Annotated in this window: 19 protein-coding genes and 1 pseudogene; 9 read left to right on the top strand and 11 right to left on the bottom strand. The window is 40.0% G+C overall.

Annotated elements, in window-relative coordinates; all coding sequences use genetic code 11:
• Positions 1 to 88: 88 nt before the first annotated feature.
• Entirely contained in the window at positions 89 to 1513 is a 1425-nt protein-coding gene (gene creD, locus PSU78_RS01660; RefSeq protein ID WP_300383255.1) for a cell envelope integrity protein CreD, read from the top strand.
• A gap of 639 nt (positions 1514 to 2152) precedes the next feature.
• Here creD and PSU78_RS01655 read toward each other — a convergent pair.
• From PSU78_RS01655 to PSU78_RS01620, 8 genes are all read right to left on the bottom strand, one after another.
• Positions 2153 to 2407 (bottom strand): hypothetical protein, encoded by a 255-nt coding sequence (locus PSU78_RS01655; protein ID WP_300383252.1) that lies wholly within the window; start codon positions 2405 to 2407, stop codon positions 2153 to 2155.
• A complete protein-coding gene (locus PSU78_RS01650; RefSeq protein ID WP_300383249.1) occupies positions 2382 to 2648 on the bottom strand; it encodes a GIY-YIG nuclease family protein in 267 nt (88 codons plus the stop codon). Before PSU78_RS01650 ends, PSU78_RS01655 begins: the two co-directional genes overlap by 26 nt.
• A 16-nt stretch (positions 2649 to 2664) precedes the next feature.
• Entirely contained in the window at positions 2665 to 3054 is a 390-nt protein-coding gene (gloA, locus tag PSU78_RS01645) for a lactoylglutathione lyase (protein ID WP_300383247.1), read from the bottom strand.
• Positions 3055 to 3072: 18 nt separating this feature from the next.
• Positions 3073 to 3324 carry a YfhL family 4Fe-4S dicluster ferredoxin gene (locus PSU78_RS01640; RefSeq protein WP_300383244.1) on the bottom strand — a complete coding sequence of 84 codons (252 nt, stop codon included), beginning with the start codon at positions 3322 to 3324 and terminating at the stop codon, positions 3073 to 3075.
• Positions 3324 to 3815, bottom strand: a complete 492-nt coding sequence (gene coaD / locus PSU78_RS01635) for a pantetheine-phosphate adenylyltransferase (RefSeq protein ID WP_300383242.1) — start codon at positions 3813 to 3815, stop codon at positions 3324 to 3326. Before coaD ends, PSU78_RS01640 begins: the two co-directional genes overlap by 1 nt.
• 22 nt (positions 3816 to 3837) lie before the next feature.
• A complete protein-coding gene (rsmD, locus tag PSU78_RS01630; RefSeq protein WP_300383239.1) occupies positions 3838 to 4410 on the bottom strand; it encodes a 16S rRNA (guanine(966)-N(2))-methyltransferase RsmD in 573 nt (190 codons plus the stop codon).
• A gap of 93 nt (positions 4411 to 4503) precedes the next feature.
• A complete protein-coding gene (locus PSU78_RS01625) occupies positions 4504 to 5814 on the bottom strand; it encodes a pitrilysin family protein (protein ID WP_300383236.1) in 1311 nt (436 codons plus the stop codon).
• 166 nt (positions 5815 to 5980) lie between these two features.
• Positions 5981 to 7306 carry a pitrilysin family protein gene (locus PSU78_RS01620; RefSeq protein ID WP_300383864.1) on the bottom strand — a complete coding sequence of 442 codons (1326 nt, stop codon included), beginning with the start codon at positions 7304 to 7306 and terminating at the stop codon, positions 5981 to 5983.
• A 266-nt stretch (positions 7307 to 7572) separates the two neighbouring features.
• On the opposite strand from PSU78_RS01620, the gene ftsY reads away from it, so the two are divergent.
• The 6 genes from ftsY to PSU78_RS01590 all read left to right on the top strand — a co-directional run bounded on the left by ftsY (position 7573) and on the right by PSU78_RS01590 (position 13449).
• Positions 7573 to 8589 (top strand): signal recognition particle-docking protein FtsY, encoded by a 1017-nt coding sequence (gene ftsY / locus PSU78_RS01615; protein ID WP_300383233.1) that lies wholly within the window; start codon positions 7573 to 7575, stop codon positions 8587 to 8589.
• Between the two features lie 36 nt (positions 8590 to 8625).
• Positions 8626 to 9312, top strand: a complete 687-nt coding sequence (gene ftsE, locus PSU78_RS01610) for a cell division ATP-binding protein FtsE (RefSeq protein ID WP_300383230.1) — start codon at positions 8626 to 8628, stop codon at positions 9310 to 9312.
• Positions 9305 to 10225, top strand: coding sequence for a permease-like cell division protein FtsX (ftsX, locus tag PSU78_RS01605; protein WP_300383227.1), 921 nt, complete (start codon positions 9305 to 9307; stop codon positions 10223 to 10225). The genes ftsE and ftsX overlap by 8 nt, the downstream gene beginning before the upstream one ends.
• Positions 10226 to 11071: 846 nt before the next feature.
• Complete coding sequence (locus tag PSU78_RS01600; protein ID WP_300383225.1) at positions 11072 to 12268, top strand: DUF2252 family protein; 1197 nt, start codon at positions 11072 to 11074, stop codon at positions 12266 to 12268.
• Positions 12269 to 12579: 311 nt separating this feature from the next.
• Positions 12580 to 12825, top strand: coding sequence for a hypothetical protein (locus PSU78_RS01595; RefSeq protein WP_300383222.1), 246 nt, complete (start codon positions 12580 to 12582; stop codon positions 12823 to 12825).
• A 177-nt stretch (positions 12826 to 13002) separates the two neighbouring features.
• A complete protein-coding gene (locus PSU78_RS01590; protein WP_300383219.1) occupies positions 13003 to 13449 on the top strand; it encodes a hypothetical protein in 447 nt (148 codons plus the stop codon).
• Between the two features lie 144 nt (positions 13450 to 13593).
• Here PSU78_RS01590 and PSU78_RS01585 read toward each other — a convergent pair whose 3' ends face one another.
• The 3 genes from PSU78_RS01585 to PSU78_RS01575 all read right to left on the bottom strand — a co-directional run bounded on the left by PSU78_RS01585 (position 13594) and on the right by PSU78_RS01575 (position 18768).
• The gene (locus tag PSU78_RS01585) at positions 13594 to 14472 is read right to left on the bottom strand and encodes a cyclopropane-fatty-acyl-phospholipid synthase family protein (protein ID WP_300383217.1); all 879 of its coding nucleotides are present in this window, start codon (positions 14470 to 14472) and stop codon (positions 13594 to 13596) included.
• 203 nt (positions 14473 to 14675) lie between these two features.
• Entirely contained in the window at positions 14676 to 16493 is a 1818-nt protein-coding gene (locus tag PSU78_RS01580) for an ABC transporter ATP-binding protein/permease (RefSeq protein WP_300383214.1), read from the bottom strand.
• A gap of 460 nt (positions 16494 to 16953) precedes the next feature.
• Positions 16954 to 18768 carry an ABC transporter ATP-binding protein/permease gene (locus PSU78_RS01575; protein WP_300383211.1) on the bottom strand — a complete coding sequence of 605 codons (1815 nt, stop codon included), beginning with the start codon at positions 18766 to 18768 and terminating at the stop codon, positions 16954 to 16956.
• A gap of 251 nt (positions 18769 to 19019) precedes the next feature.
• On the opposite strand from PSU78_RS01575, the gene PSU78_RS01570 reads away from it, so the two are divergent.
• Both PSU78_RS01570 and PSU78_RS01565 read left to right on the top strand, forming a co-directional pair.
• Entirely contained in the window at positions 19020 to 19688 is a 669-nt protein-coding gene (locus tag PSU78_RS01570; protein ID WP_300383208.1) for a heme-binding protein, read from the top strand.
• 318 nt (positions 19689 to 20006) lie between these two features.
• A pseudogene (locus PSU78_RS01565) lies at positions 20007 to 20662 on the top strand (IS1595 family transposase).
• The last annotated feature ends 22 nt before the right edge of the window (positions 20663 to 20684 follow it).

The raw sequence follows: 20684 nt of genomic DNA, 5'->3' as shown, positions 1-20684 counted from the left end.
AACTTCACGTTCACTTCACACAAGCGCATCAACACTTCACCCACGCCTACTATTCTGCTAGCTCCACATTACTAATTCGGAGTTCATCATGAATCGGGCATTTATTTTTAAAGTCATCGGTATTTTTCTTCTCACTATGGTCATGTCGTGGGCGGTGATGTACATCAACTCACTTATTTCTGAACGGCAAAATCTGCAAGAGGGCGTGAAACAGCAAATAGCAGCTAGCTCAGCTGGCGCGCAAACCATTATGGGGCCTATTTTAGCCGTGCCGTATACGGAAGAATATTACGTAAAAGTCACAGAAAATAAAGTCGAAAAAAATGAAAAGCGTAAAGATGAGTATGTGTCATACATGCTGCCAGATGATTTGGAGCTAACGGGCGGCTTTAGCAATGAATATAAAAAATTAGGCATTTATAAAGCCCTAATGTATCAACTTGGCGGCAATATTAAAGGTTCATTTAAGTACCCTGCTGACTATGTCATTAAACCGCAACATGAGGGCGGAAAAATTACCTTTTCACCAGCTTATATTACTATGGGCATTAGCGATACGCGTGGTATTAACGGCAAACCAGAACTGACGCTTAATGGCGAAACTTATCAATTTGAACAAGGCACTAATCTTGCCACACTTGGCAACGGCATTCATGCGGAGCTAGGAAAGCTTGATGTGATTGCTGCAAAAAATGTAACTTTTGAATTTAAACTGAACTTACGCGGTATGGAGAATTTTAATTTCACACCTATTGCCGACAGCAACAAAATTGCCTTGCAATCAAGCTGGCAACACCCACATTTTAACGGTAGCTTTTTACCAGATGCCGCTACGCAAAAAATCACCCCTGCTGGTTTCCAAGCACAGTGGGAAGTTTCTTCACTCTCTAGCAGCAATCAAACCATTTTACTGAACATGCTTAACCAAGGTTGGAGTGATAAATCAACTGCGACTTCTGCATCTGATTCAGCAAGAGCATCATACCCAGCAGCACAAGCGGCTAATTCAATCCAGTCACTTGAGTCACTCTCAATCGGTTTTGTAGAACCTATCAACGTATATAGCCAATCAGACCGCGCCACTAAATATGGTTTACTGTTTATCGGCCTAACGTTTGCTGGTTTCTTTATCTTTGAAATTATCAAACGCCTACGCATTCACCCTGCGCAATACACATTAGTGGGCTTAGCAATGGCTTTGTTTTACTTATTGCTCATTTCACTTTCAGAACACATTAGCTTTGCCATGTCTTACTTAATTGCCAGCTTATCATGCGTCAGTTTGTTAGGTTATTACCTCACTTACGTACTAAAAAGCAAAGGTCATGGTTTTATATTTGCAGGTTTACTCACCGCTTTGTATAGCGCGCTGTATGGCATATTGGCTTCAGAAGATAATGCCTTGCTTATGGGTTCATTGCTCGTATTTGGCTTACTTGCTGTAACCATGGTGATTACACGTAAGGTGGACTGGTATCAAATTAGTAGTAAAGAAGTAAGTTCAATCATTTAAAACTATGCCTGCGCTACCGCGCGGGATAAGAAAAGGAAACAACTTGATGACCACTGTGGTTTTATTACTGTTATTATAATTTTTATCCTTGTTATTTGGGCGCTTTATGCACTGTATAAAAATAAAAAATACCTCTCGTTACTCATAATTATTCTTAGCCCTTACTTAGCCTATAAGGCTTTACTTTACTATCATTACAAAGCGGTTTTACCTAGTGAAATTGAAGTCAGTTATCCAGTTTCAATTGCTGAAGAAGGAGTTTTTAGAGAGGGTTGTAGCATTGCCATTTTCAGACTTTCAGACTTTCAGATTCAACTCTACAAGGCATTGAGTCTAAAGGATTAGATTACTTTAACAATGCATTACAAGCTAGGGGACATAATGCTGGAGCACGCAATGACTACTTCTATACATATGAAGCATGGCGCGAAACACCAATACCGCCAACTTGGACTAGCGAAGGAAGTTGGTTTATTTGCTCGAATCTAGCGAGTCAACAATTACTCAACAATATAGTCGATGCTAGCAAAAAATCAGGGGCATATTATACAAAAAAACAAGAAGGGGAGCTTGTTGTTGTACCTTCATTAAAACTAGTAGTTTTTTCTTCTGATGGCTAAAATTTATATCTGAAGCAATTCAACTTAAGCTGAATTGAATTGCTTTTAGCTCTTCATGGGTATCATTAAAATCTTCAAAATTTTTACCCGTAGTTTTGGCATACCAATATTTGCTATTCCACTCGTCACCTTCAATTTTGTGAAGTACTGCGTGAATCCAATTGGCGGTGGAGTCATTGTAGTTTTGAGCAATATTGTGTGACGTATCCCAATCACCATCCAGTGCGGCTTGCACAGCAACTTTTAATTCAGCTACATTCAACTTGTGACTCATTAAAGTATTCTAGCTTTTTATTTCTTGGCAAACTTTTCAATTGCGCCTCCGCAACACTTGCGGCTGAACGATCAGCATAAGACTTTGTTGCTAAGATTTTAACTGGCGGATTTGCGCGGGTGTAACGCGCGCCTTTACCACTCACATGGGTGGCAAAACGCGCTTCTACATCATTGGTAATACCCGCGTAATAAGCGCCGTTATTGCATTCCAGCAGGTATAAGAACCAAGAGGTAGTCATGGATTAAAGAGCTAAATTAATAAGTTCCTGCTTGTATAAACTCAACTTTGTAGCCATCAGGATCTTCCACAAAGGCGATGACCGTTGTGCCGTGCATCATAGGCCCTGCTTCACGCACCACTTTTCCGCCTGCATTTCGCACGGCATCGCAAGCTTTATAAGCATCATCCACCTCTAAAGCGATATGCCCATAGGCTTTGCCCATGTCGTAACTTTCTACGCCATAGTTATAAGTGAGTTCTAACACTGTATGGTCGCTTTCTGCGCCATAGCCAACAAAGGCCAAAGTAAACTTACCATCGGGGAAATCGTTCTGGCGTAATACTTTCATGCCTAAAACTTCAGTATAAAACTTGATTGAACGCTCCAAATTACCAACACGGAGCATGGTATGTAGCATGCGCATATTTTTTCCTTTTTTTACCTACTTAACAGCAGTTAATTGATAGTATTTTTGCATTAATTGATCCTTAGATTCAACCACGTTCGGGTTAAATGGTATGCAATCAATTGGACATACAATTTGGCATTGCGGTTTATCGTAATGCCCTACGCACTCGGTACATTTATTGGGGTCGATTTCATAACTCTCTTCACCCTGATAAATAGCACCATTCGGACATTCTGGCTCGCAGACATCACAGTTAATGCATTCATCGGTAATCATTAAAGCCATTATTTGCTGCCTAGTTTTGCAATAATCGCATCGTCCACCGTAGGCGATACGAAGGCATGCACATTGCCACCGAGCACGGCCACTTCGCGCACTAGACTTGAAGAAATGAACATAAACTGTTCTGATGGCGTTAAGAATAATGTTTCAAATTGTGGATAAAGTTTACGGTTCATCCCAGCTAGTTGAAACTCGTATTCAAAATCGGAGGCAGCACGTAAGCCGCGAATCACCATCTTTGCGCCTTGGTCTTGCACAAACTGCATGAGCAAGCCGCTAAAGCCAACGACTCTTATATTTTCAGCATCTTTAAATACACTTTTAGCCAAAGCCACGCGCTCATCTAAACTAAATAGCGTTTTTTTATTAGTGCTACCTGCTACAGCAACAATCACCTCATCAAACAAATCAGCCGCGCGGCGCACAATATCCTCATGTCCCAAGGTAATTGGGTCGAAAGTACCTGGGTAAACTGCGATACGGTTTTTACTCATATTGAGCCTATTGAATTAACATTTAGTCGTTATTGTTACTGGATTTTAGCAGATGATAAAACACATTACCCGCTTTGCTTTGTTTCACCACTTGCCAGCCTACCGCAAACTCGGCACTTTCATCTAGAGCAAACTCTGCTTCTGCATACACAAAGCCATCTGGCTTTAAATGCGGCAGTAACAAAGGCAATACTTTAGGTAGCCATTGTTGATTGTAAGGTGGGTCTAAAAAGATAAGGTCAAATTTTTGTTGATTGGCATTTAGAAACAGCATCGCATCTTGATGCACAATTTGTGCGTTTTCGGCTTTCAAAAGCTGCTTATTATCAAGTAATGCTTTGTAAGCAGGCGTGGATTTTTCAACCAAGGTGACTGAGGTTGCGCCGCGTGAAAGCGCTTCAAAACCCATCACACCAGTGCCTGCGAATAAATCTAAGCACGTTTGACCCGTTAGCTCTTGCCCAAGCCAATTAAAAACCGTTTGGCGCACACGTTCTGGAGTTGGCCGCAAACCAGTGGCATCTGGAAACTTGATTAAGCGGCTTCGCCACTCGCCAGCATTGATGCGTACTGTGTTTAATTTTGCTGATGCCATTTGAATATGCTGTTTTATCTCTAAAACAGCATTTTACTACTAAAGCGGTTTTTCTAAAGACCTTTGCAAACCTTTAGTCGTCCATTCAAAACATTACTTAACCGCATCACCCACAATAATAGTTACAAAATTGTCCGCTTTAAGTCTGCGATTAAACGTCTCTTTAATTTGCGCTGCAGTGACACTGGCAACTTTTGCGTTATATTCATCTAAATAGTTAAGCGGCAATTTGTAAAAACCAATCACAGTTAAATAGTCCAAAATCTTGCCATTGCTGTCAATGCGCATAGGAAAGCCGCCGATGATATTGGCTTTGGCTGCGTTTAACTCAGATTCTGTAACGCCGTCTTTAAGAAATTTATTTAATGTTTCGCGCACTAATTTGAGTGCATCATCAGCTTGGTCTTTTTTGGTTTGTAAGCCAATTTGGAATGGGCCTAACTCCGCCATCGGCATAAAGTAGCTATACACGCTATACACCAAGCCACGTTTTTCACGCACTTCTTCAGTTAAGCGTGACACAAAACCGCCGCCACCTAAAATGTAGTTACCTACATACAAAGGAAATAAATCTGGGTCGCCACGTTTAATGCCAGGGTAGCCTAATAAAATATGAGATTGTGATGCAGGGTGCACAATGCGTTGCTCTATCGCTTTAGTTGGATAAGGCACTGGTGGAATCGGCGCGATTGCAACAGATTTTGGTAGCCCACTAGAGATATTTTCAGCAATTTTATTTGCCTGCTCACGCGTTAAATCACCAATCATGGCAATCACGGCGCCCTTAGCACCGTAATATTGGCTGTAAAAGTTTTGCAAATCTTCACGTTTAATTTTAGCTACGGTATCTACCTCGCCACTTTCATCCAAGCTATATGGATGTGAGCCATACATGGCTTTCATAAAAGCTTTGCTTGAAATACTTTCTGGCTGTGTTTCAGCTTCTTGCAAACCAGAAATAATCCGTGCTTTTTCACGTGCTAACACTGTCTCTGGAAAGTCTGGTTTTTGTAGCACTTTTGTAAATACATCTAAGGCGAGTGTCTGTTCACGTGTGCTACTTAACGTACGTAACTTAAACCCAGCGCGATCTGCATCAAAATCTCCACTCAAAATAGCGCCAATATCCGCCATCTTATTAGCGATAACTTCATCAGTCATACCATCTGCGCCCAATGTCATCATGTATTTGGTAATGCCCGCCACGCCTGATTTCTCAGCCGTATCATGCGCGCTACCTGCCGCAAAATTGACACTTAAATCGACAATCGGCAAATCATGATTTTCTACAAAATAAACCTCAGAACCTGTGCTAGTTTGCCATTGCTGGATTTTGACCGCAGCGTAACTGTTACATGCGACTAAACTACCTACTACAATTGTTAAAATTTTAATTAATTTCATTTTATTACCTTAACTGGATTCCCGCTTAAACGGAGATGTCGAATTTTAATAACCAACTCAGTCAACTTAAAATGGCTAAGCAAGACTGGCGCGCAATGCCGACGTGTATGTTTTATACACGAGGTATTGTGCAACAACGTATTGCAACGCTATTTTCAGTTGACCCTTAATGTACATGGGGTTTGCCTTGCGGCTTGGCATTCGGATCCACCGGCTGCGGGTCTAAAGTCGCAATAGTTAAATTATCCTTAATCAGATATTTCTTAGCGACTGCTTGCACTTGTTCTGATGTCACTGCGCGTAATTTTGCTTGGTAAGCGTCTAAAATCTTCCAAGAGAAGCCAATAGTCTCAACTGTACCAATCTGCATGGCTTGGTAGAACATAGAATCACGTTGATAAACATCTGAAGCAATCACGCCAGCTTTAACCCGATCAAGCTCTTCGGTGGTCACACCTGATGATTTGATTTTATCTATTTGTTGCAACAAAGCCGCTTCAACTTCATTCACGGTTTTACCTTCGCTGGGCGTACCTTCTAACTCAAACAAACTCAAACGTCCGCGTTCCAAAAGGTCATACCCCGCGCTCACATCAACAGCCAACTGTGTATCTCGCACTAAGCTCTGATTTAGTCGCGCAGCAGGATTGCCACTTAACACACCCGCTAATACCTCTAGCGCATACGGTTCCCAGTCTTTGTCTGGGTCATTAAGCGCAGGTACGTGGTAACCCATGAGAATATAAGACTGTTTAGCGGGTGCTTTGACGATAATGCGACGCTCGCCAATTTGTGGCGGCTCTACTTGAGGTTTGCGTGCTGGTAATACTTTTGGCTTTAATTTGCCAAAATATTGTTGAGCAAGCTTATAAACATCAGTCGCTTTCACATCACCCACCACCACTAGCGTGGCATTGTTTGGTGCATACCAATTGTTATACCACTCACGGGCATCTTCATAAGTCATGTTTTCAAGATCATTCATAAAGCCCACTACAGGCCGTGCGTATGGATGCGCGCGATAAACTGCGCCTTGAAAAGCCTCATTGACCATGGCTTGAGGTTTATCATCCGTGCGCCAACGACGCTCTTCCATTACCACTTTAATTTCTTTATCAAACTCTTCTTTAGTGAGTTGTAAATTAGCCATGCGATCAGCTTCTAACTCAAAAGAAAGTGGTAAGTTTGACTTTTCAAGCTGCTGAAAATAACAAGTGTAATCTGCACTGGTAAAGGCATTTTCCTTTCCACCTGCCGCTGCGATTAAGCGTGAAAATTGTCCCGCCTTAACTTTCTTAGTGCCTTTAAACATCATATGTTCAAGCACATGCGCCACGCCTGTTTTACCATTCACTTCATCCATGCTACCCGCGCGATACCATACCTGCGAAACCACCACTGGCGAGCGATGGTCTTCTTGCACCACAAGTTTTAAACCATTATCAAGTTTAAACTCCTGTATCGCACTTTCTGCAAACACTGTGACAGGCATTGCTAATATTAAAACCAATAAGCTTTTGATACGCACCTTGTACTTCTCCAAATTCATAGTTATAGCTACATTACTAAATATACCTTGCCTGATTATAGCTTGGCTAAGCATTTTGAGTCTTTATCATTCTAAAACAGCTATGTGACATAAGCGTTTAGATGTTAGTTCCTACCTAGTTCACGTCATCACATTAAACAATATCGGCTTAGCCAAAAAATTAAGATAAAATAGCTTTTATTAAATCAGTCAAAAAATATTGAGTCACTATGTTCGATTTTTTCAAGAAAAAACCAACTCAACCTACAGATGAAGCAGCACCCGAACAAGTAGATACGCAAGTTATTGAAACAAAAGCTACAGAAGCACCTGTAGCCGTACAAAGCTGGAGCGAACGCTTAAAACAAAGCCTCAGCAAAACACGTAAACAGCTAGGCAACCAACTTGCTAGCTTGTTTGGTGGCGGTAAAATTGACGTCGAAGTTTATGAAGAGCTAGAAACCATTTTAATTACTTCAGATGTAGGTGTGAATGCCACTAAAAATCTGCTTGCCGACATCAAAAACCGCGTAAAAGTGCAAAGTTTGGATGATACAGTTCAGCTAAAAGCAGCGCTGAAAGAAGCCATGTCAGACCTACTCACGCCACTACAAAAACCGCTTGATACCAGCAGCCACAAGCCATTTGTAATTATGCTTGCTGGGGTGAATGGCGCAGGTAAAACAACGTCCATTGGTAAGCTTGCGCATGCCTTTCAAGCAGAAGGTAAATCTGTGCTCATTGCCGCGGGCGATACATTTAGAGCTGCCGCACGCGAGCAGTTACAAATTTGGGGGGAGCGTAATAACGTACACGTCGTTTCGCAAACCAGCGGTGATGCCGCTGCCGTGATGTTTGATGCCATCAATTCCGCAAAAGCTAAAAATATCGACATCGTACTGGCTGACACTGCAGGCCGCTTGCCCACACAAATGCACTTAATGGACGAAATTGCTAAAGTAAAACGCGTGATGGATAAAGCCCTGCCTGGTGCGCCACACGAAGTGCTACTAGTGCTAGATGCTAATACTGGTCAAAATGCCGTTACGCAAGTTAAAACCTTCGACGACGCACTTGGTGTCACGGGCTTGGTACTTAGCAAACTAGATGGTACCGCCAAAGGTGGTGTCATTGCTGCGATTGCCGAAGCACGCCCTATTCCCATTCGCTATATTGGTATTGGCGAAGGTATAGATGATCTACGACCATTTATTGCTGCTGATTTTATTGATGCAATGATTGATTAATAATTTCACTCACTATTTAGCGATATAATCTATTCAATGATTAAATTTGACCAAGTCACCAAGCGCTACCCTGGTAGCAATGAAGCCTTAAAAAATGCCAGCTTTACAATTGAAGCTGGTGAGTTGGTATTTGTGACTGGGCATTCTGGTGCAGGTAAAAGCACCTTACTAAAGCTGATTGCCGCGACTGAAAAACCCACTAGCGGCACGGTACTGATTGCCAACCAAAATATCAGCAAACTTAAACCATCCGCAATCCCATTTATGCGTCGCAAATTTGGCTTAATTTTTCAAGACCATAAATTACTATATGACCGTAACTGCTTCGACAATGTGATTCTACCTTTACATATCAATGGCATCACAGGTAATGAAGCTGCAAAGAGAGTGCGTGCAGCTTTAGACAAAGTTGGTTTATTGCAAAAAGAAAAAGCCATGCCAATTACGCTATCAGGTGGTGAACAACAACGTTTAGCCATTGCACGGGCTGTGGTAAGTCGCCCATCTATATTGATAGCCGATGAACCAACGGGCAACTTAGATGCGAGTTATGCAGCAGATATTATGGCGATCTTTCACGCATTTCATCAAGTTGGCGTCACGGTCATTGTAGCCACGCATGATGCGTTAGGCATGAGCGCCGTTCAGAATCGTGTGCTGCATCTTAATCAAGGCCAACTAACACATACTCAATCTGGGCTTGATGGAGTTCATCATGAATAACTGGATCAACCAGCACATACAAACCATTAACTTGGTGCTTGGTCGTATGCAAAATAATGCATTGTCGACATTGATGATTAGTCTAGTGATTGCCGTAGCGTTATGTGTTCCAGGGCTATTTTATTTAGGCGTAGACCATTTATCAAAATTTACTAATCACATGCAAGATGAAACAGAGATTAGTCTTTTTCTAAAGCTTGATGCAGATAAAGATGCCGTGGCTGAAATCGGTGAGGTTTTATCAAAGAATGACTCCATTAAAAACTTTCATTTAATCACCAAAGAAAATGCTTGGCAGGCACTTAAAAATAAAGCTGAAGCAAATAATGAATCAGACAGTAAAATCGCCGATTTAGAAAAAAATCCACTTCCAGATGCCTTCTTTATTCAAGCTAAATCAACTGAGCCAGAGGCGCTAGAAGCACTAAAGCAAGCGCTGCAAAGTATTCCTGGCGTTGAACATGTATTGCTGAACACGGATTGGGCAAAGCGTCTATCTGCAGTACTTGTACTAGGCAAAAAGATTATATTCTTTGTAACCGTCCTGCTTGCTATCGCTTTACTAGTCATTATCGGCAACACCATACGCATGCAAATACTCACACAAAAAGATGAAGTAATCGTAAGCAAATTGATAGGTGCAACCAATAGCTTTATTCGCATTCCATTTTTATATGCTGGCATTCTGTACGGCTTATTTGGCGGGCTACTGGCAATCATCATGCTGGTGTTAGCCGTTAAGGTGTTCAATCTATCGGTACAAACACTATCCAGCCTTTACAGCAGCGACTTTAGCTTACCTTTATTCAATGGTCAGCTTTTTATCGGCATCATCGGTTTCGCCATATTCATTGGCTGGCTGGGTTCATATCTCGCGGTTTCTCGCTCAATCGCCTCGATTAAAATTAATTAAGCTAAATTCATATGCATGGATATTAAAGTCGTTTACATAAAGCTATTTTATCCCCTGTTGCACTAATTGTTTGGATATTTACTACGGGTAAGCCATTGCTGGCATTCAGTTCTCAGGTTGCTGGACTTTAGGAGCAATGCTATCAGCGACATACCTGCAGTTTGTGCAACTACTAATAGCATTACCACACCCCATGCCGCAATGTGTATGCCTCGAACTTGATTAAAAATAACGCGGTATCAATGTTTGTCCAAATTAAAATTTAAAAAAATGATACCTGTATACGGGTGAAGTCCAACATTTAAAAAAAGACAATCTAATTGGTACTGCTCTATATCATAATTAGGAGCGCACACTTTAAACATAAATTTAATGCGAAAAAAAGAACAACTCAAATGTTTTTAGTTAGATAACAGTGCTAAAACTTGTTGGATGGATTAAATGATAATTTAGCCAATACAAAAAACTTTATAAACTTCTAAATATTTTTTCGCCTACTTGAAAATCTGCTTTGGAGACGACTTACTTGGTTAAGCCCACATTTTTTGAGGATAAGATTGTTAACATGGAATGGGCAATTTAACTAAGTAACTGTGTGGATTAAACTAATCAAATATGGTGAATTTTTCACACACTTGCACTTCCTTATTCTGAAAAGCTCCTGCCTGACTCTGTAAGCAAACTTTCTAGCTTGAACGTTTGATACTGAGTGGGACACACTTCGAGCCCATAAAAGACACTCATAAAGTATTAAATTTGGTAGATAAATATTTAAACTCGATACTTTACTAATTTAAATCAATATCAAGTTGAGGCTTTGATATTGATTACAAAAAAGGCTGAAAGATGAATATCATAAAACGCATATTAGTTGCTAATCAAGGTCGCGATCCTGAGCGTTTAAAAATGAAATATGATGCAATGAGATCAAATTCATTTATATTCCTAAGGGGTACCTGCCATCTATTCTACGATCGACTACCTAAAGATGGAATTTCCAAATCTGCCCCTAGAGCTTGGTGCTGTGGTGATTTACATTTAGAAAACTTTGGTAGCTATAAAGGTGACAATAGACTCGTTTATTTTGATATTAATGATTTTGATGAAGCTGCGTTGGCTCCATGTACTTGGGAGCTCAGTCGCATTATGACAAGCATACTGATTGGAGCAAAATGCTATGATATTTCGAGTCAGCATGCCGAATCACTACTTACTAGGTTTATTGATGGTTATATTTCAGAAATTCTTCATGGGAAAGCTCGATGGGTGGAAAGTGAAACTGCAACAGGAATCGTTAAAGACTTATTGAATAGCCTGCAACGACGTAATCGTATTGAATTTCTAAACGCGAGAACATTAAAGAAAGGCAAACTACGTAAAATTAAGATTGATGGTCAAAAAGCGCTTTCCGTTTCTGAAGAGCAGCGTATAAATGTTATAAAATTTATGGATGGTTTTGCAAAAACGCAACCCCATCCAGCATTTTTTACAGTTCTTGATGTGGCGAAAAGAGTAGCAGGTACAGGTAGCCTTGGGATTGATCGTTACACGATCCTTGTAGAAGGTAAAAGCTCACCTGATCAAAATTACTTATTAGATTTAAAAAAAGCATCCCCCTCATCCATCGCCAGTCATTTGCCTTCAATCCAACCAGAATGGATTAGCCATGCTGACCGTGTAGTCAATCTCCAATTTCGTATGCAAGCTGTTTTAATGGCCTTTTTACATGCTGTATCTTTTGAAAAACAATCTTATGTATTGAAAGCATTACAGCCAGAAGAAAACAGAGTTCCATTGATCAATTATCACGATGATATTGAAAGCCTAGATGTGGCAATAGGTGTAATGGCGCAGTGTGTCGCATGGGCACAACTTCGGAGTAGTGGCAGACAAGGTTCAGCTAATACTGATGCACTCATTGACTTTGCTCGGGGTAAAAAGTGGCGTAGCAAAATACTAGCGCTTTCACATCAGATGTCCCAGCAGGTTCAAAACGACTGGGAAACATATTGCAAAGCTTACGACAACAAGGTTTTTTGTTAATACAGTGAGACCGTGTTGGGTTAAACCAGTCGAATGATGCCTACAATGAATAGCTACCATAAACACCCAATGCGCATATGCACTTAACTTGCTGTTGAATAACATCCTCGAATGACCCACCTTAAAAGACTTTGATTTGTCTTCTCACTAATGAAAATTAGAGTGATTCCCTTGAAGGGAAAAATTTGAATACAACTTTACCACGTCAACTAGCCGACAGCTTTGCACTTTAAGATAGTCTTCATGGTGAGTTATATATACTTTTAGCTCTCTCATCTTGTAATACTTAACTTTATATTTTGGAGGACGAAATGAACAAACTTTTAGCATCACTTATCGCTGGCGCATTTGCATTCACAATAGGTACATCTGCTTTTGCTGCAGATACAGCTAAACCTCTAGAGCCAGCAAAAACCGAAGCAGCGTCTCCTGAACCAGCCGTTGATGCTGCTAAAGCTACACCTTCAAAAGCCGCCAAAAAACACCACCATAAACACACTAAAAAAACAGCAAAGATTGCAGCACCTGCCGCTGCTAATGCATTAATTGGCAAATAAGAGAAACTATCAACAATACTTACCTGTAATAGAGCTTAACTAAGATCAGGCAAACCTACCTGCCCTTAGCATTTAATCTCAACCTGATAAATAGATTCCGTGTTGAAATTATTACGGCTAAGACTTAAATAAATATCATCCATTTAACGTCATTATTACATATCAAAGAGGAATATCATGAAAATCAGTTCATTTGTATTAGTTAGCATGTTGTCTTTAATTGGCTTATCCGCAGCCCATGCTGAAACGCCTGCAGCAACGGCTACAAGCGTTTCAGCATTATGTAATGATGGCACATCCTTTACAGGAACAACTAAGCAAGGCGCATGCTCAGGTCATAAAGGCGTAAAAGCCTGGAATGCCAGCTCGCCCTCAGCACCAGTTGCAGCGACTCCTGCAGCAAAACCTGCAACAGTTTCAACAGAGAAGCCGACTAAGTCAGAGATGCCAACAGTGGCAGCTGCAGGAGGTGGCGCTGGCAAAGTATGGGTAAATCCAAAATCTAAGACTTACCACTGCTTCGGTACTGAGCACTATGGCAAAACAAAAGAAGGATCTTACATGACTGAAGCTGCGGCTAAAGCCGCGGGTGACCATGCAGTGGGTGGTAAAGCTTGTAACTAGCATAACTTAGGTATCACGAAAGTGTTGATCATTAATCCATCATGATTAGCACTTTCGATGCTTGCAAGCGCTTATACTATAAATGGCGCCGGGGTGATTTGCACTATGTTGAGTATCAAATTATATGGTAACTAATATATCATTTTACTTGGGTGATAAAATCTTAATAGCCTTAGCTTTACGTAAGGAAACTTGCAATAGGTCTACATATCCTGTCTGAAAGCAACGCTTAGCCGCATCAAAATAAGTTCGATAGTGATCAAATACAGATTCACTGTAACGATCAATAATTTTATTTCTATTTACTATTAGTCTTTTATCCCACTCAGCTAAAGTACGTGCGTAATCTTGACCGATTAATCGAATTTCAGATATTTCATATTGATCGACAATGGCTGCCTGAATATCACTGATTGAGGGTAATGCTGATCCAGGAAATACTTTCTCAAGTAAGTATCTAGAATCTCTTAGTTCCCCAATTGAATTTGGCGCTCTATTGATAACAATAGTTTGCAAGCCAATGTACGCATCGTCTGTGGAAACCGATTTACACCAATTAAAGAAATCACGATAAACCTTGCGGTGTAGTGATGCCGAATGATCTTCAACAGAAGCAAAATGCTCAAATGCGCCTATTGAAATGATTGCGTCGAACTTTTTCTGTGGTGATGCAAATTTTTGCCATGCACATAGATATGCTGTAACTCCCGCTTTAGGGACAGACTGAATGTATTCAAATTGTTTTGTGCTTAATGTTAAACCGTGAGTTTTAGAGTTGGGATATTGGCTAGTCACATACTGCATTAGTCCTCCCCAGCCGCAACCTACATCCAATACTGTTTGTCCGTCTGCGAGATGCGCAAATTTACTTAACCTTTCCAGCTTATGCTTCTGCGCATCTTCTAAATTTAATGCAGACTTCCAAACGCCACAACTATAAACACGATAATCGTTATCTAGAAAGAGTGCAAAAAAATCATTATCTAAATCATAATGAGACTGTATATCTTCTTGAGTAGCCATTTATTCCCCTCAAATATCTTACAAACCCTTTAGGGCGCTTAGTTCTTACTTAGAATAAACATTCTAGCTATTAATCAATGACGGTTTTATGTTGAGAACTACTTATTTACATTAGCCAATAATGCTCATGATAGCTTGTCTTCAATAAATATGAGATAGTGGCCAGTTATAACCTATAAATATAATACAGAGCAACTTCTTCCTCAGTTTAACTCAGTCAAAATCCATCCCCCCTCTCCCACTAAATCAAGCGACTGTGCATGAAACGTTAACAAACTACTGCGGTGTCCAACGCTCACTAAAATAGCTTCTGGCTTAGATGTTCGCAGCAATTGATACATTGCATACTCAAGTCCTTCGTCCATTGCAGAGCTGGCTTCATCTAAAAATATAAGCTGTGCTTGGCTTAATAATGCGCGGCCAATCGCCAACCTTTGCTGTTCGCCTAAAGAAAGTTGATTACTCCAATCACTATCTTCATCTAGCTTTGGCACTAAATGTCCAAGCTGGCACTTCTGCAATATGTCAACGGCCTCATTTGAAGTGTTTGATTCCGTAAAACTCGATAGACCAGATGGGTAAACTAAAGGATAGTAAAGTGCTGTTCTTAATGTACCTAATGGAAGATACGGTTTTTGTGGCAAGAATAAACAACGCTCGACTGAAGGCTTGGTCACTTTGCCTTCCACAAACGGCCATAAACCTGCAACAGCGCGTAATAAAGTGGTTTTTCCCGCGCCTGAAGCTCCGCGAATAATAAGCGATGCACCAGCCCCTAATACAAGGTTTAAGTTGCTTATCAATAATTTATTTGCAGGTGTATGCACTGTAAGACCTTCAATTCTAAGGCTAAGCTTTTCACTATTTTGAATTTGTGCCAATGGTAACTTTTCTACAGACTCCATCACATCTAAAAAGCCTATTAAACGATTTAATACGGCTTTATAGCTTGCAAAGGTATCGTAAGAGCTACGGAAAAATGACAGCGCATCTTGCACTTGGCCAAAGGCTTGAGCAGTTTGCATCATGTCGCCGAGCGTAATTTGCTTAATAAATAAACGTGGCGCTTGCACAATAAATGGGAACACTACGGCGGCCTGACTAATGCTTAAGTTGAATCCATCAAATTTTAGCGACCGAAATACAATAGCCCACATATTGCTAATCACATACTTAAATCTAGCGAGCAAATTAATGCGCTCGACATTTTCACCACCAAAAAAAGCAATACTTTCACTATACTCACGTACACGAATCAGCGCATAGCGAAAATTAGCATTAAATTTTTCATTATTAAAATTTAGCATTACTAGCGGCTTGCCTAGCCAAACGGCAAATACTGTCGCAATAATTACGTATATGTAAACCAGAAACACCATCGCACGTGGAATCTCTATAGCAAACACTGAAAGTACGCCAGATAAGCTCCACAGAATAAGGGTGAATGAAAACAGAGAGACTACTGCGTCTAATAAGCCCATAGAAAGTGTCAGCGAACTGGTCACAAAACTATCGACATCTTGCTGTATGCGTTGATCAGGGTTGTCGGCATTAGTCAGTAGGTATTGACTGCGATGGTAGGTTTGATGTGCTAGCCAACCGTTTACTAATGAGTTGGTCAACCAGATGCGCCAACTTATTACAAAGGTTTTACGTAGATAATAGTTAAGTAAACTACGCCCGACATGGATAGTAGCCAATACAGCGAATATTAATAACATAAACCAAAATGACTTGGCATCCAACTTTTGCATGGCGGTATAGAAACCGTTATACCAAAATGAAAATAGCACGTTTAGTCGAACTGAAAGTAAGGTGAAAAATATGATGAGTATCAATAAACCTAAGGGAAACAAGCTTCTACTTGGACTTAAATATGGCCACGCTATCCGCTTAAATTGCCGGCCCCAGCTAGTCCAGTGCGTCAGCGCAAATGCAATTGCAATCAAGCCAATTGTGCTAATCACAAATGCTTCAGCAAGCCATATCACACTTGCGAGTAGCTCAACATTCCAATTCATGAATTTCCCTTTTTAAAATCTCGAGGCGCTATAGGTATTAATGACAAGTCTAATAATGATTGTCTAGTTTACGTAATTTATTTTTTACCGTCTTCAATAATACTAGAGTTGAATTTGACGACTATCAAGTAGACGCTTTAATTAGAAATAAGCAACCTTCATATCGTCCTCAAAAGTGCGATTTATGGCTAACGAATAGTATAAAGACAGAACTTCCACATAATTTTGTAAAGCTTAATATGTGCGCAAACAAACAGACAACTACTCTCCAATTGCGTTATTCTAAATATCTGATCAGTTATTCCAAATTGATCGCTAAAGTGCCGAGTTAGATTTCACGGTTTTAATTGTTTAGCAAATTTAGTAGTAATCATATGTGAATTCTGGAAATAGAAAACAATCTGGTTTAATTACATTTTTTGGTGACTTTGTAGATTTTGATGTCAAAAATGCAAACTTCTTATGATTGGCCATGAGATTGCTGTGCACGCCACATTTCAGCATAGCGTTGACCAAGCATTAATAACGACTCATGCGTACCCCGTTCAACAATTTCGCCTCCTGACATGACCAAAATTTGATGGGCATGCGTGATAGTAGAGAGACGGTGAGCAATGATTAAAGTAGTATGGTTTTTGGCAAGCTCATTTAATTCTTTTTGAATGCAGCGTTCAGTTTCGGAATCAAGCGCAGAAGTGGCTTCATCAAAAACTAGCAATGCAGGAGTTTTTAGTAGCGTTCTTGCAATCGCTACTCGTTGTTTTTCGCCACCTGATAGTTTAAGACCTCGTTCTCCAACATCCGTGTTATAACCGCTTGGTAGACTCATTATAAAATCGTGTATTTGCGCCGACTTAGCCGCTAATTCAATTTCGGATTGGCTGGCTTCAGGTTTACCGTAGGCAATGTTAAATCCAATAGTATCGTTAAACAGCACAGTATCTTGCGGGACAATGCCAACGGCATTTCTTAGGCTTGATTGTTTAACTGCTTTAATATCTTGACCGTCTAAATAAATTGCACCTGATTGCACATCGTAAAAACGAAACAACAATCGAGATAAGGTACTTTTACCCGCACCACTATGCCCCACAACTGCTGTCGTTTGGCCTGGCAATATTTCAAAAGACACTTTATTTAATATGCCACGGTTTTGTTCATAATAAAAACAAACGTCTTTAAAACAAACCTCTGGTCCTAATTCAGGTGAACGAATTACCAAGTCTTTGGCATTTGGAACATCTGCAATTTCTTGATCTGTTTCTAGCAAATTAAACATCTTGTCGATATCTATTAAAGATTGCTTCATCCCGCGATAAAGCACGCCTAGAAAATTGAGTGGAATATACAATTGAATCATCAGCACATTGACCAATACCAAATCGCCAATCGTCATTTTTCCGCTTGCAACGCCTTGACTAGCCAAACTTAAGATAAAAACCAAGCCAATAACGATGATAGTTTGCTGGCCAAAATTTAAAAATGCTAGTGACTTTTGTGATTTAATAGCAGCTTGTGCATATTTTTTTAAATTGACATCATAGCGAGCAGACTCATACTGTTCATTGCCAAAATACTTAACTGTTTCAAAATTAATCAATGAATCAACCGCGCTTTGGTTTGCCTTAGAGTCAAGATTATTCATTTCAAGTCTGAAATGGGTTCGCCATTCAGTTACTACTACCGTAAACATCACATAACAAAAAATGGCAGTAAAAGTCACCATCACAAACCAAATATCATAGGCGTAAAAGAAGTAGCCCAGCACCATAGCTAGCTCAATTAGCGTTGGAATAATGCTATAAAGAGAAAATGAAATCAGCGATTGAATGCCACGTGTACCTCGCTCAATGTCACGTGTTAAGCCGCCTGTTTGGCGCGTAAGATGAAAGCGAAGTGATAAAGCATGCAGGTGATTAAACACTTGCAAACCCACTTGCCTGACTGCATTCTCAGTCACTTTAGAAAAAATTAACTCACGCAATTCTCCAAACAGTGAGGCTGATAGCCGTAATAATCCATAAGCCACAATCAGACTTACCGGCACCACTAGCAATGCTTGAGCAGTAGTGTTGATACTCATCGCATCTACAATCTTTTTAAGCATAATGGGGATACTCAAGTTGGCTGCCTTAGCCACCAACAAGCACAACAAAGTAAAAATGATGCGCGCCTTATAAGCTATTAAATAAGGCAATAAATTTTTAATAATTTGCCAATCTTTAAGTTGGCGCTTATTATTTATTGAGATGAATTCTGATTTCAAGCGCGGCATAAGATTTTTAATAAAAGTATTAGTTTAAGGAGCGTTTTTTAAATTGACGAACGCTAGCATGTCATTAGCTTGAGTATTGCTCATATTTATTCGCATTGCACTTCACCCGCTTTAATAGACCTTTATATTTTTTATCCTTTAAAATTTCTTTTTTCCTGATGTCAAAAAATTTTTAACCGATGAATATTTTTGATTATTTATCAAATCAACTCTTCTAACGCTTTATATAAAAGGAAACTAGAGTAAATAGCATGATGGCAATATCTCAGCAAATCTTAAATCGACTTCAACAGTTATGTTATGCAAAAATGATACTATGGATTTCCATTTTATTTATGTTCTCAAATACTGCTATGGCTATTGAAGAACCAAAATTCACACTCTTAGAAAAAGAAGAGGCTTTTGAACTTAGAGCTTATGAGCCTAAGATAATTGCTGAGGTCTTTGTAGATGGCGACATGAATGATGCATCTAGTAAAGGATTTAAGCTGATTGCTGACTATATCTTTGGAAACAATAGAGCACAATCTGGTAAAAGTGAAAAAATCAATATGACTGCGCCAGTCGCTGTTAAAGCATCGGCTGAGAAAATTTCTATGACCGCCCCTGTGGGGTTGCAACAATCTAATAGTGGCTGGAGAGTTTATTTTGTAATGCCTAGCCAATATACGTTACAAACGTTGCCCAAACCTAATAATCCACTAGTAATCATCAGAGGAATACCAGGACAAAAATTTGCTGTAATTAGGTTTACTGGGTTAGTTGGTCAAGAAAAAATGACTGTAAAACAAGCAGAGCTAAATCGATGGATCACACACAAAAACTTTAATGCACTGAGTAATCCAGAACTCGCTAGGTACAATCCACCTTGGACTCTTCCCTTCTTAAGGCGCAATGAGTTAATGGTAGAAGTTGACTAGCGCTTTTAATCGAAAGCAGTCATTTAAAGCCATCAATCGCCAGAATGTGACAAGTCATATGGAACTCAATGGTGGATAGAGGCATCTTAAATGGTGATTGTACGGTGTATGAGAAGATAACCGATGCACGCGTCGGCAATATAATCATTGCAGTTTGGAGGGCTCAAATGAAGTGACTATCAAAGAGCTTGGTAAAGAAAAGAGTCAATATATTTTGATTCCACATCATCCAAAATTTGAAGTCATTAGACCGAATTAACCCTTTTTAATAGAAGATGGGGCTGTCCTAGATAACACATAAAATGTTATAAGGACGGCATGAGAAAGAGCAGATTAAGTTCAGCTAAACAAAGCAAACTAATAGAGCATTTTGTTGCTGGAACAACGGCTAGATGTGCTGCTGATTTGATAGGTGTTAATCGCAATACGGCGGCCTACTATTTTCAAAGGCTACGTGAGATTATTGCGTATGAATTAGAGCAGGAATCACACGAAGTTTTTACGGGTGAAATAGAAGTAGATGAAAGTTATTTTGGTGGTACACGCAAAGGAAAACGCGGTCGAGGGTCAGCAGGTAAAGTCCCGTGTTTGGCCTGCTAAAGCGCGGTGGCAAGGTCTATACCAAGATTATTACTGATGCTAGTAGTCAAAAATTGATGCCCATTATTGCCAACAAAGTGATACCAGACAGTATCGTGTATTCTGATAGTTGGCGTGGCTATAATGTGTTGGATGTTTCTGATTTCAAGCACTATCGAATTAACCACTCGAAACTGTTTGCTGACAAACAAAATCACATCAATGGTATAGAGAATTTTTGGAATCAAGCGAAGCGTCAGATGCGTAAATTTAACGGTGTGCCAAAGGCTAATTTCGTGCTGTTTTTAAAGGAGTGCGAGTGGCGTTTTAATAACCCAACACCACAAGTGCAGCTATTACAAATAAAACAATGGGTTAAACAACATATGGGCTAGTTATCTAGGACAGCCCCTAGAA

The organism is Methylotenera sp. (genome assembly GCF_029945705.1).
GTDB lineage: Bacteria > Pseudomonadota > Gammaproteobacteria > Burkholderiales > Methylophilaceae > Methylotenera.
Note: the sequence above shows the minus strand (reverse complement) of the source record. Positions and strands in the feature narration are given on the sequence as shown.

Excerpts from the sequence above, each read along its gene's own strand:
- PSU78_RS01600 (WP_300383225.1), top strand. The coding sequence starts at position 11,072 with ATGAATATCATAAAACGCATATTAGTTGCTAATCAAGGTCGCGATCCT.
- ftsY (WP_300383233.1), top strand. The coding sequence starts at position 7,573 with ATGTTCGATTTTTTCAAGAAAAAACCAACTCAACCTACAGATGAAGCA.
- rsmD (WP_300383239.1), bottom strand. The coding sequence starts at position 4,410 with ATGGCATCAGCAAAATTAAACACAGTACGCATCAATGCTGGCGAGTGG.
- PSU78_RS01625 (WP_300383236.1), bottom strand. The coding sequence starts at position 5,814 with ATGAAATTAATTAAAATTTTAACAATTGTAGTAGGTAGTTTAGTCGCA.
- PSU78_RS01655 (WP_300383252.1), bottom strand. The coding sequence starts at position 2,407 with ATGAGTCACAAGTTGAATGTAGCTGAATTAAAAGTTGCTGTGCAAGCC.
- PSU78_RS01575 (WP_300383211.1), bottom strand. The coding sequence starts at position 18,768 with ATGCCGCGCTTGAAATCAGAATTCATCTCAATAAATAATAAGCGCCAA.
- PSU78_RS01570 (WP_300383208.1), top strand. The coding sequence starts at position 19,020 with ATGATGGCAATATCTCAGCAAATCTTAAATCGACTTCAACAGTTATGT.
- PSU78_RS01580 (WP_300383214.1), bottom strand. The coding sequence starts at position 16,493 with ATGAATTGGAATGTTGAGCTACTCGCAAGTGTGATATGGCTTGCTGAA.
- coaD (WP_300383242.1), bottom strand. The coding sequence starts at position 3,815 with ATGAGTAAAAACCGTATCGCAGTTTACCCAGGTACTTTCGACCCAATT.
- PSU78_RS01620 (WP_300383864.1), bottom strand. The coding sequence starts at position 7,306 with ATGCCTGTCACAGTGTTTGCAGAAAGTGCGATACAGGAGTTTAAACTT.
- gloA (WP_300383247.1), bottom strand. The coding sequence starts at position 3,054 with ATGCGCATGCTACATACCATGCTCCGTGTTGGTAATTTGGAGCGTTCA.
- PSU78_RS01650 (WP_300383249.1), bottom strand. The coding sequence starts at position 2,648 with ATGACTACCTCTTGGTTCTTATACCTGCTGGAATGCAATAACGGCGCT.
- PSU78_RS01585 (WP_300383217.1), bottom strand. The coding sequence starts at position 14,472 with ATGGCTACTCAAGAAGATATACAGTCTCATTATGATTTAGATAATGAT.
- creD (WP_300383255.1), top strand. The coding sequence starts at position 89 with ATGAATCGGGCATTTATTTTTAAAGTCATCGGTATTTTTCTTCTCACT.
- ftsX (WP_300383227.1), top strand. The coding sequence starts at position 9,305 with ATGAATAACTGGATCAACCAGCACATACAAACCATTAACTTGGTGCTT.
- PSU78_RS01595 (WP_300383222.1), top strand. The coding sequence starts at position 12,580 with ATGAACAAACTTTTAGCATCACTTATCGCTGGCGCATTTGCATTCACA.
- ftsE (WP_300383230.1), top strand. The coding sequence starts at position 8,626 with ATGATTAAATTTGACCAAGTCACCAAGCGCTACCCTGGTAGCAATGAA.
- PSU78_RS01590 (WP_300383219.1), top strand. The coding sequence starts at position 13,003 with ATGAAAATCAGTTCATTTGTATTAGTTAGCATGTTGTCTTTAATTGGC.
- PSU78_RS01640 (WP_300383244.1), bottom strand. The coding sequence starts at position 3,324 with ATGGCTTTAATGATTACCGATGAATGCATTAACTGTGATGTCTGCGAG.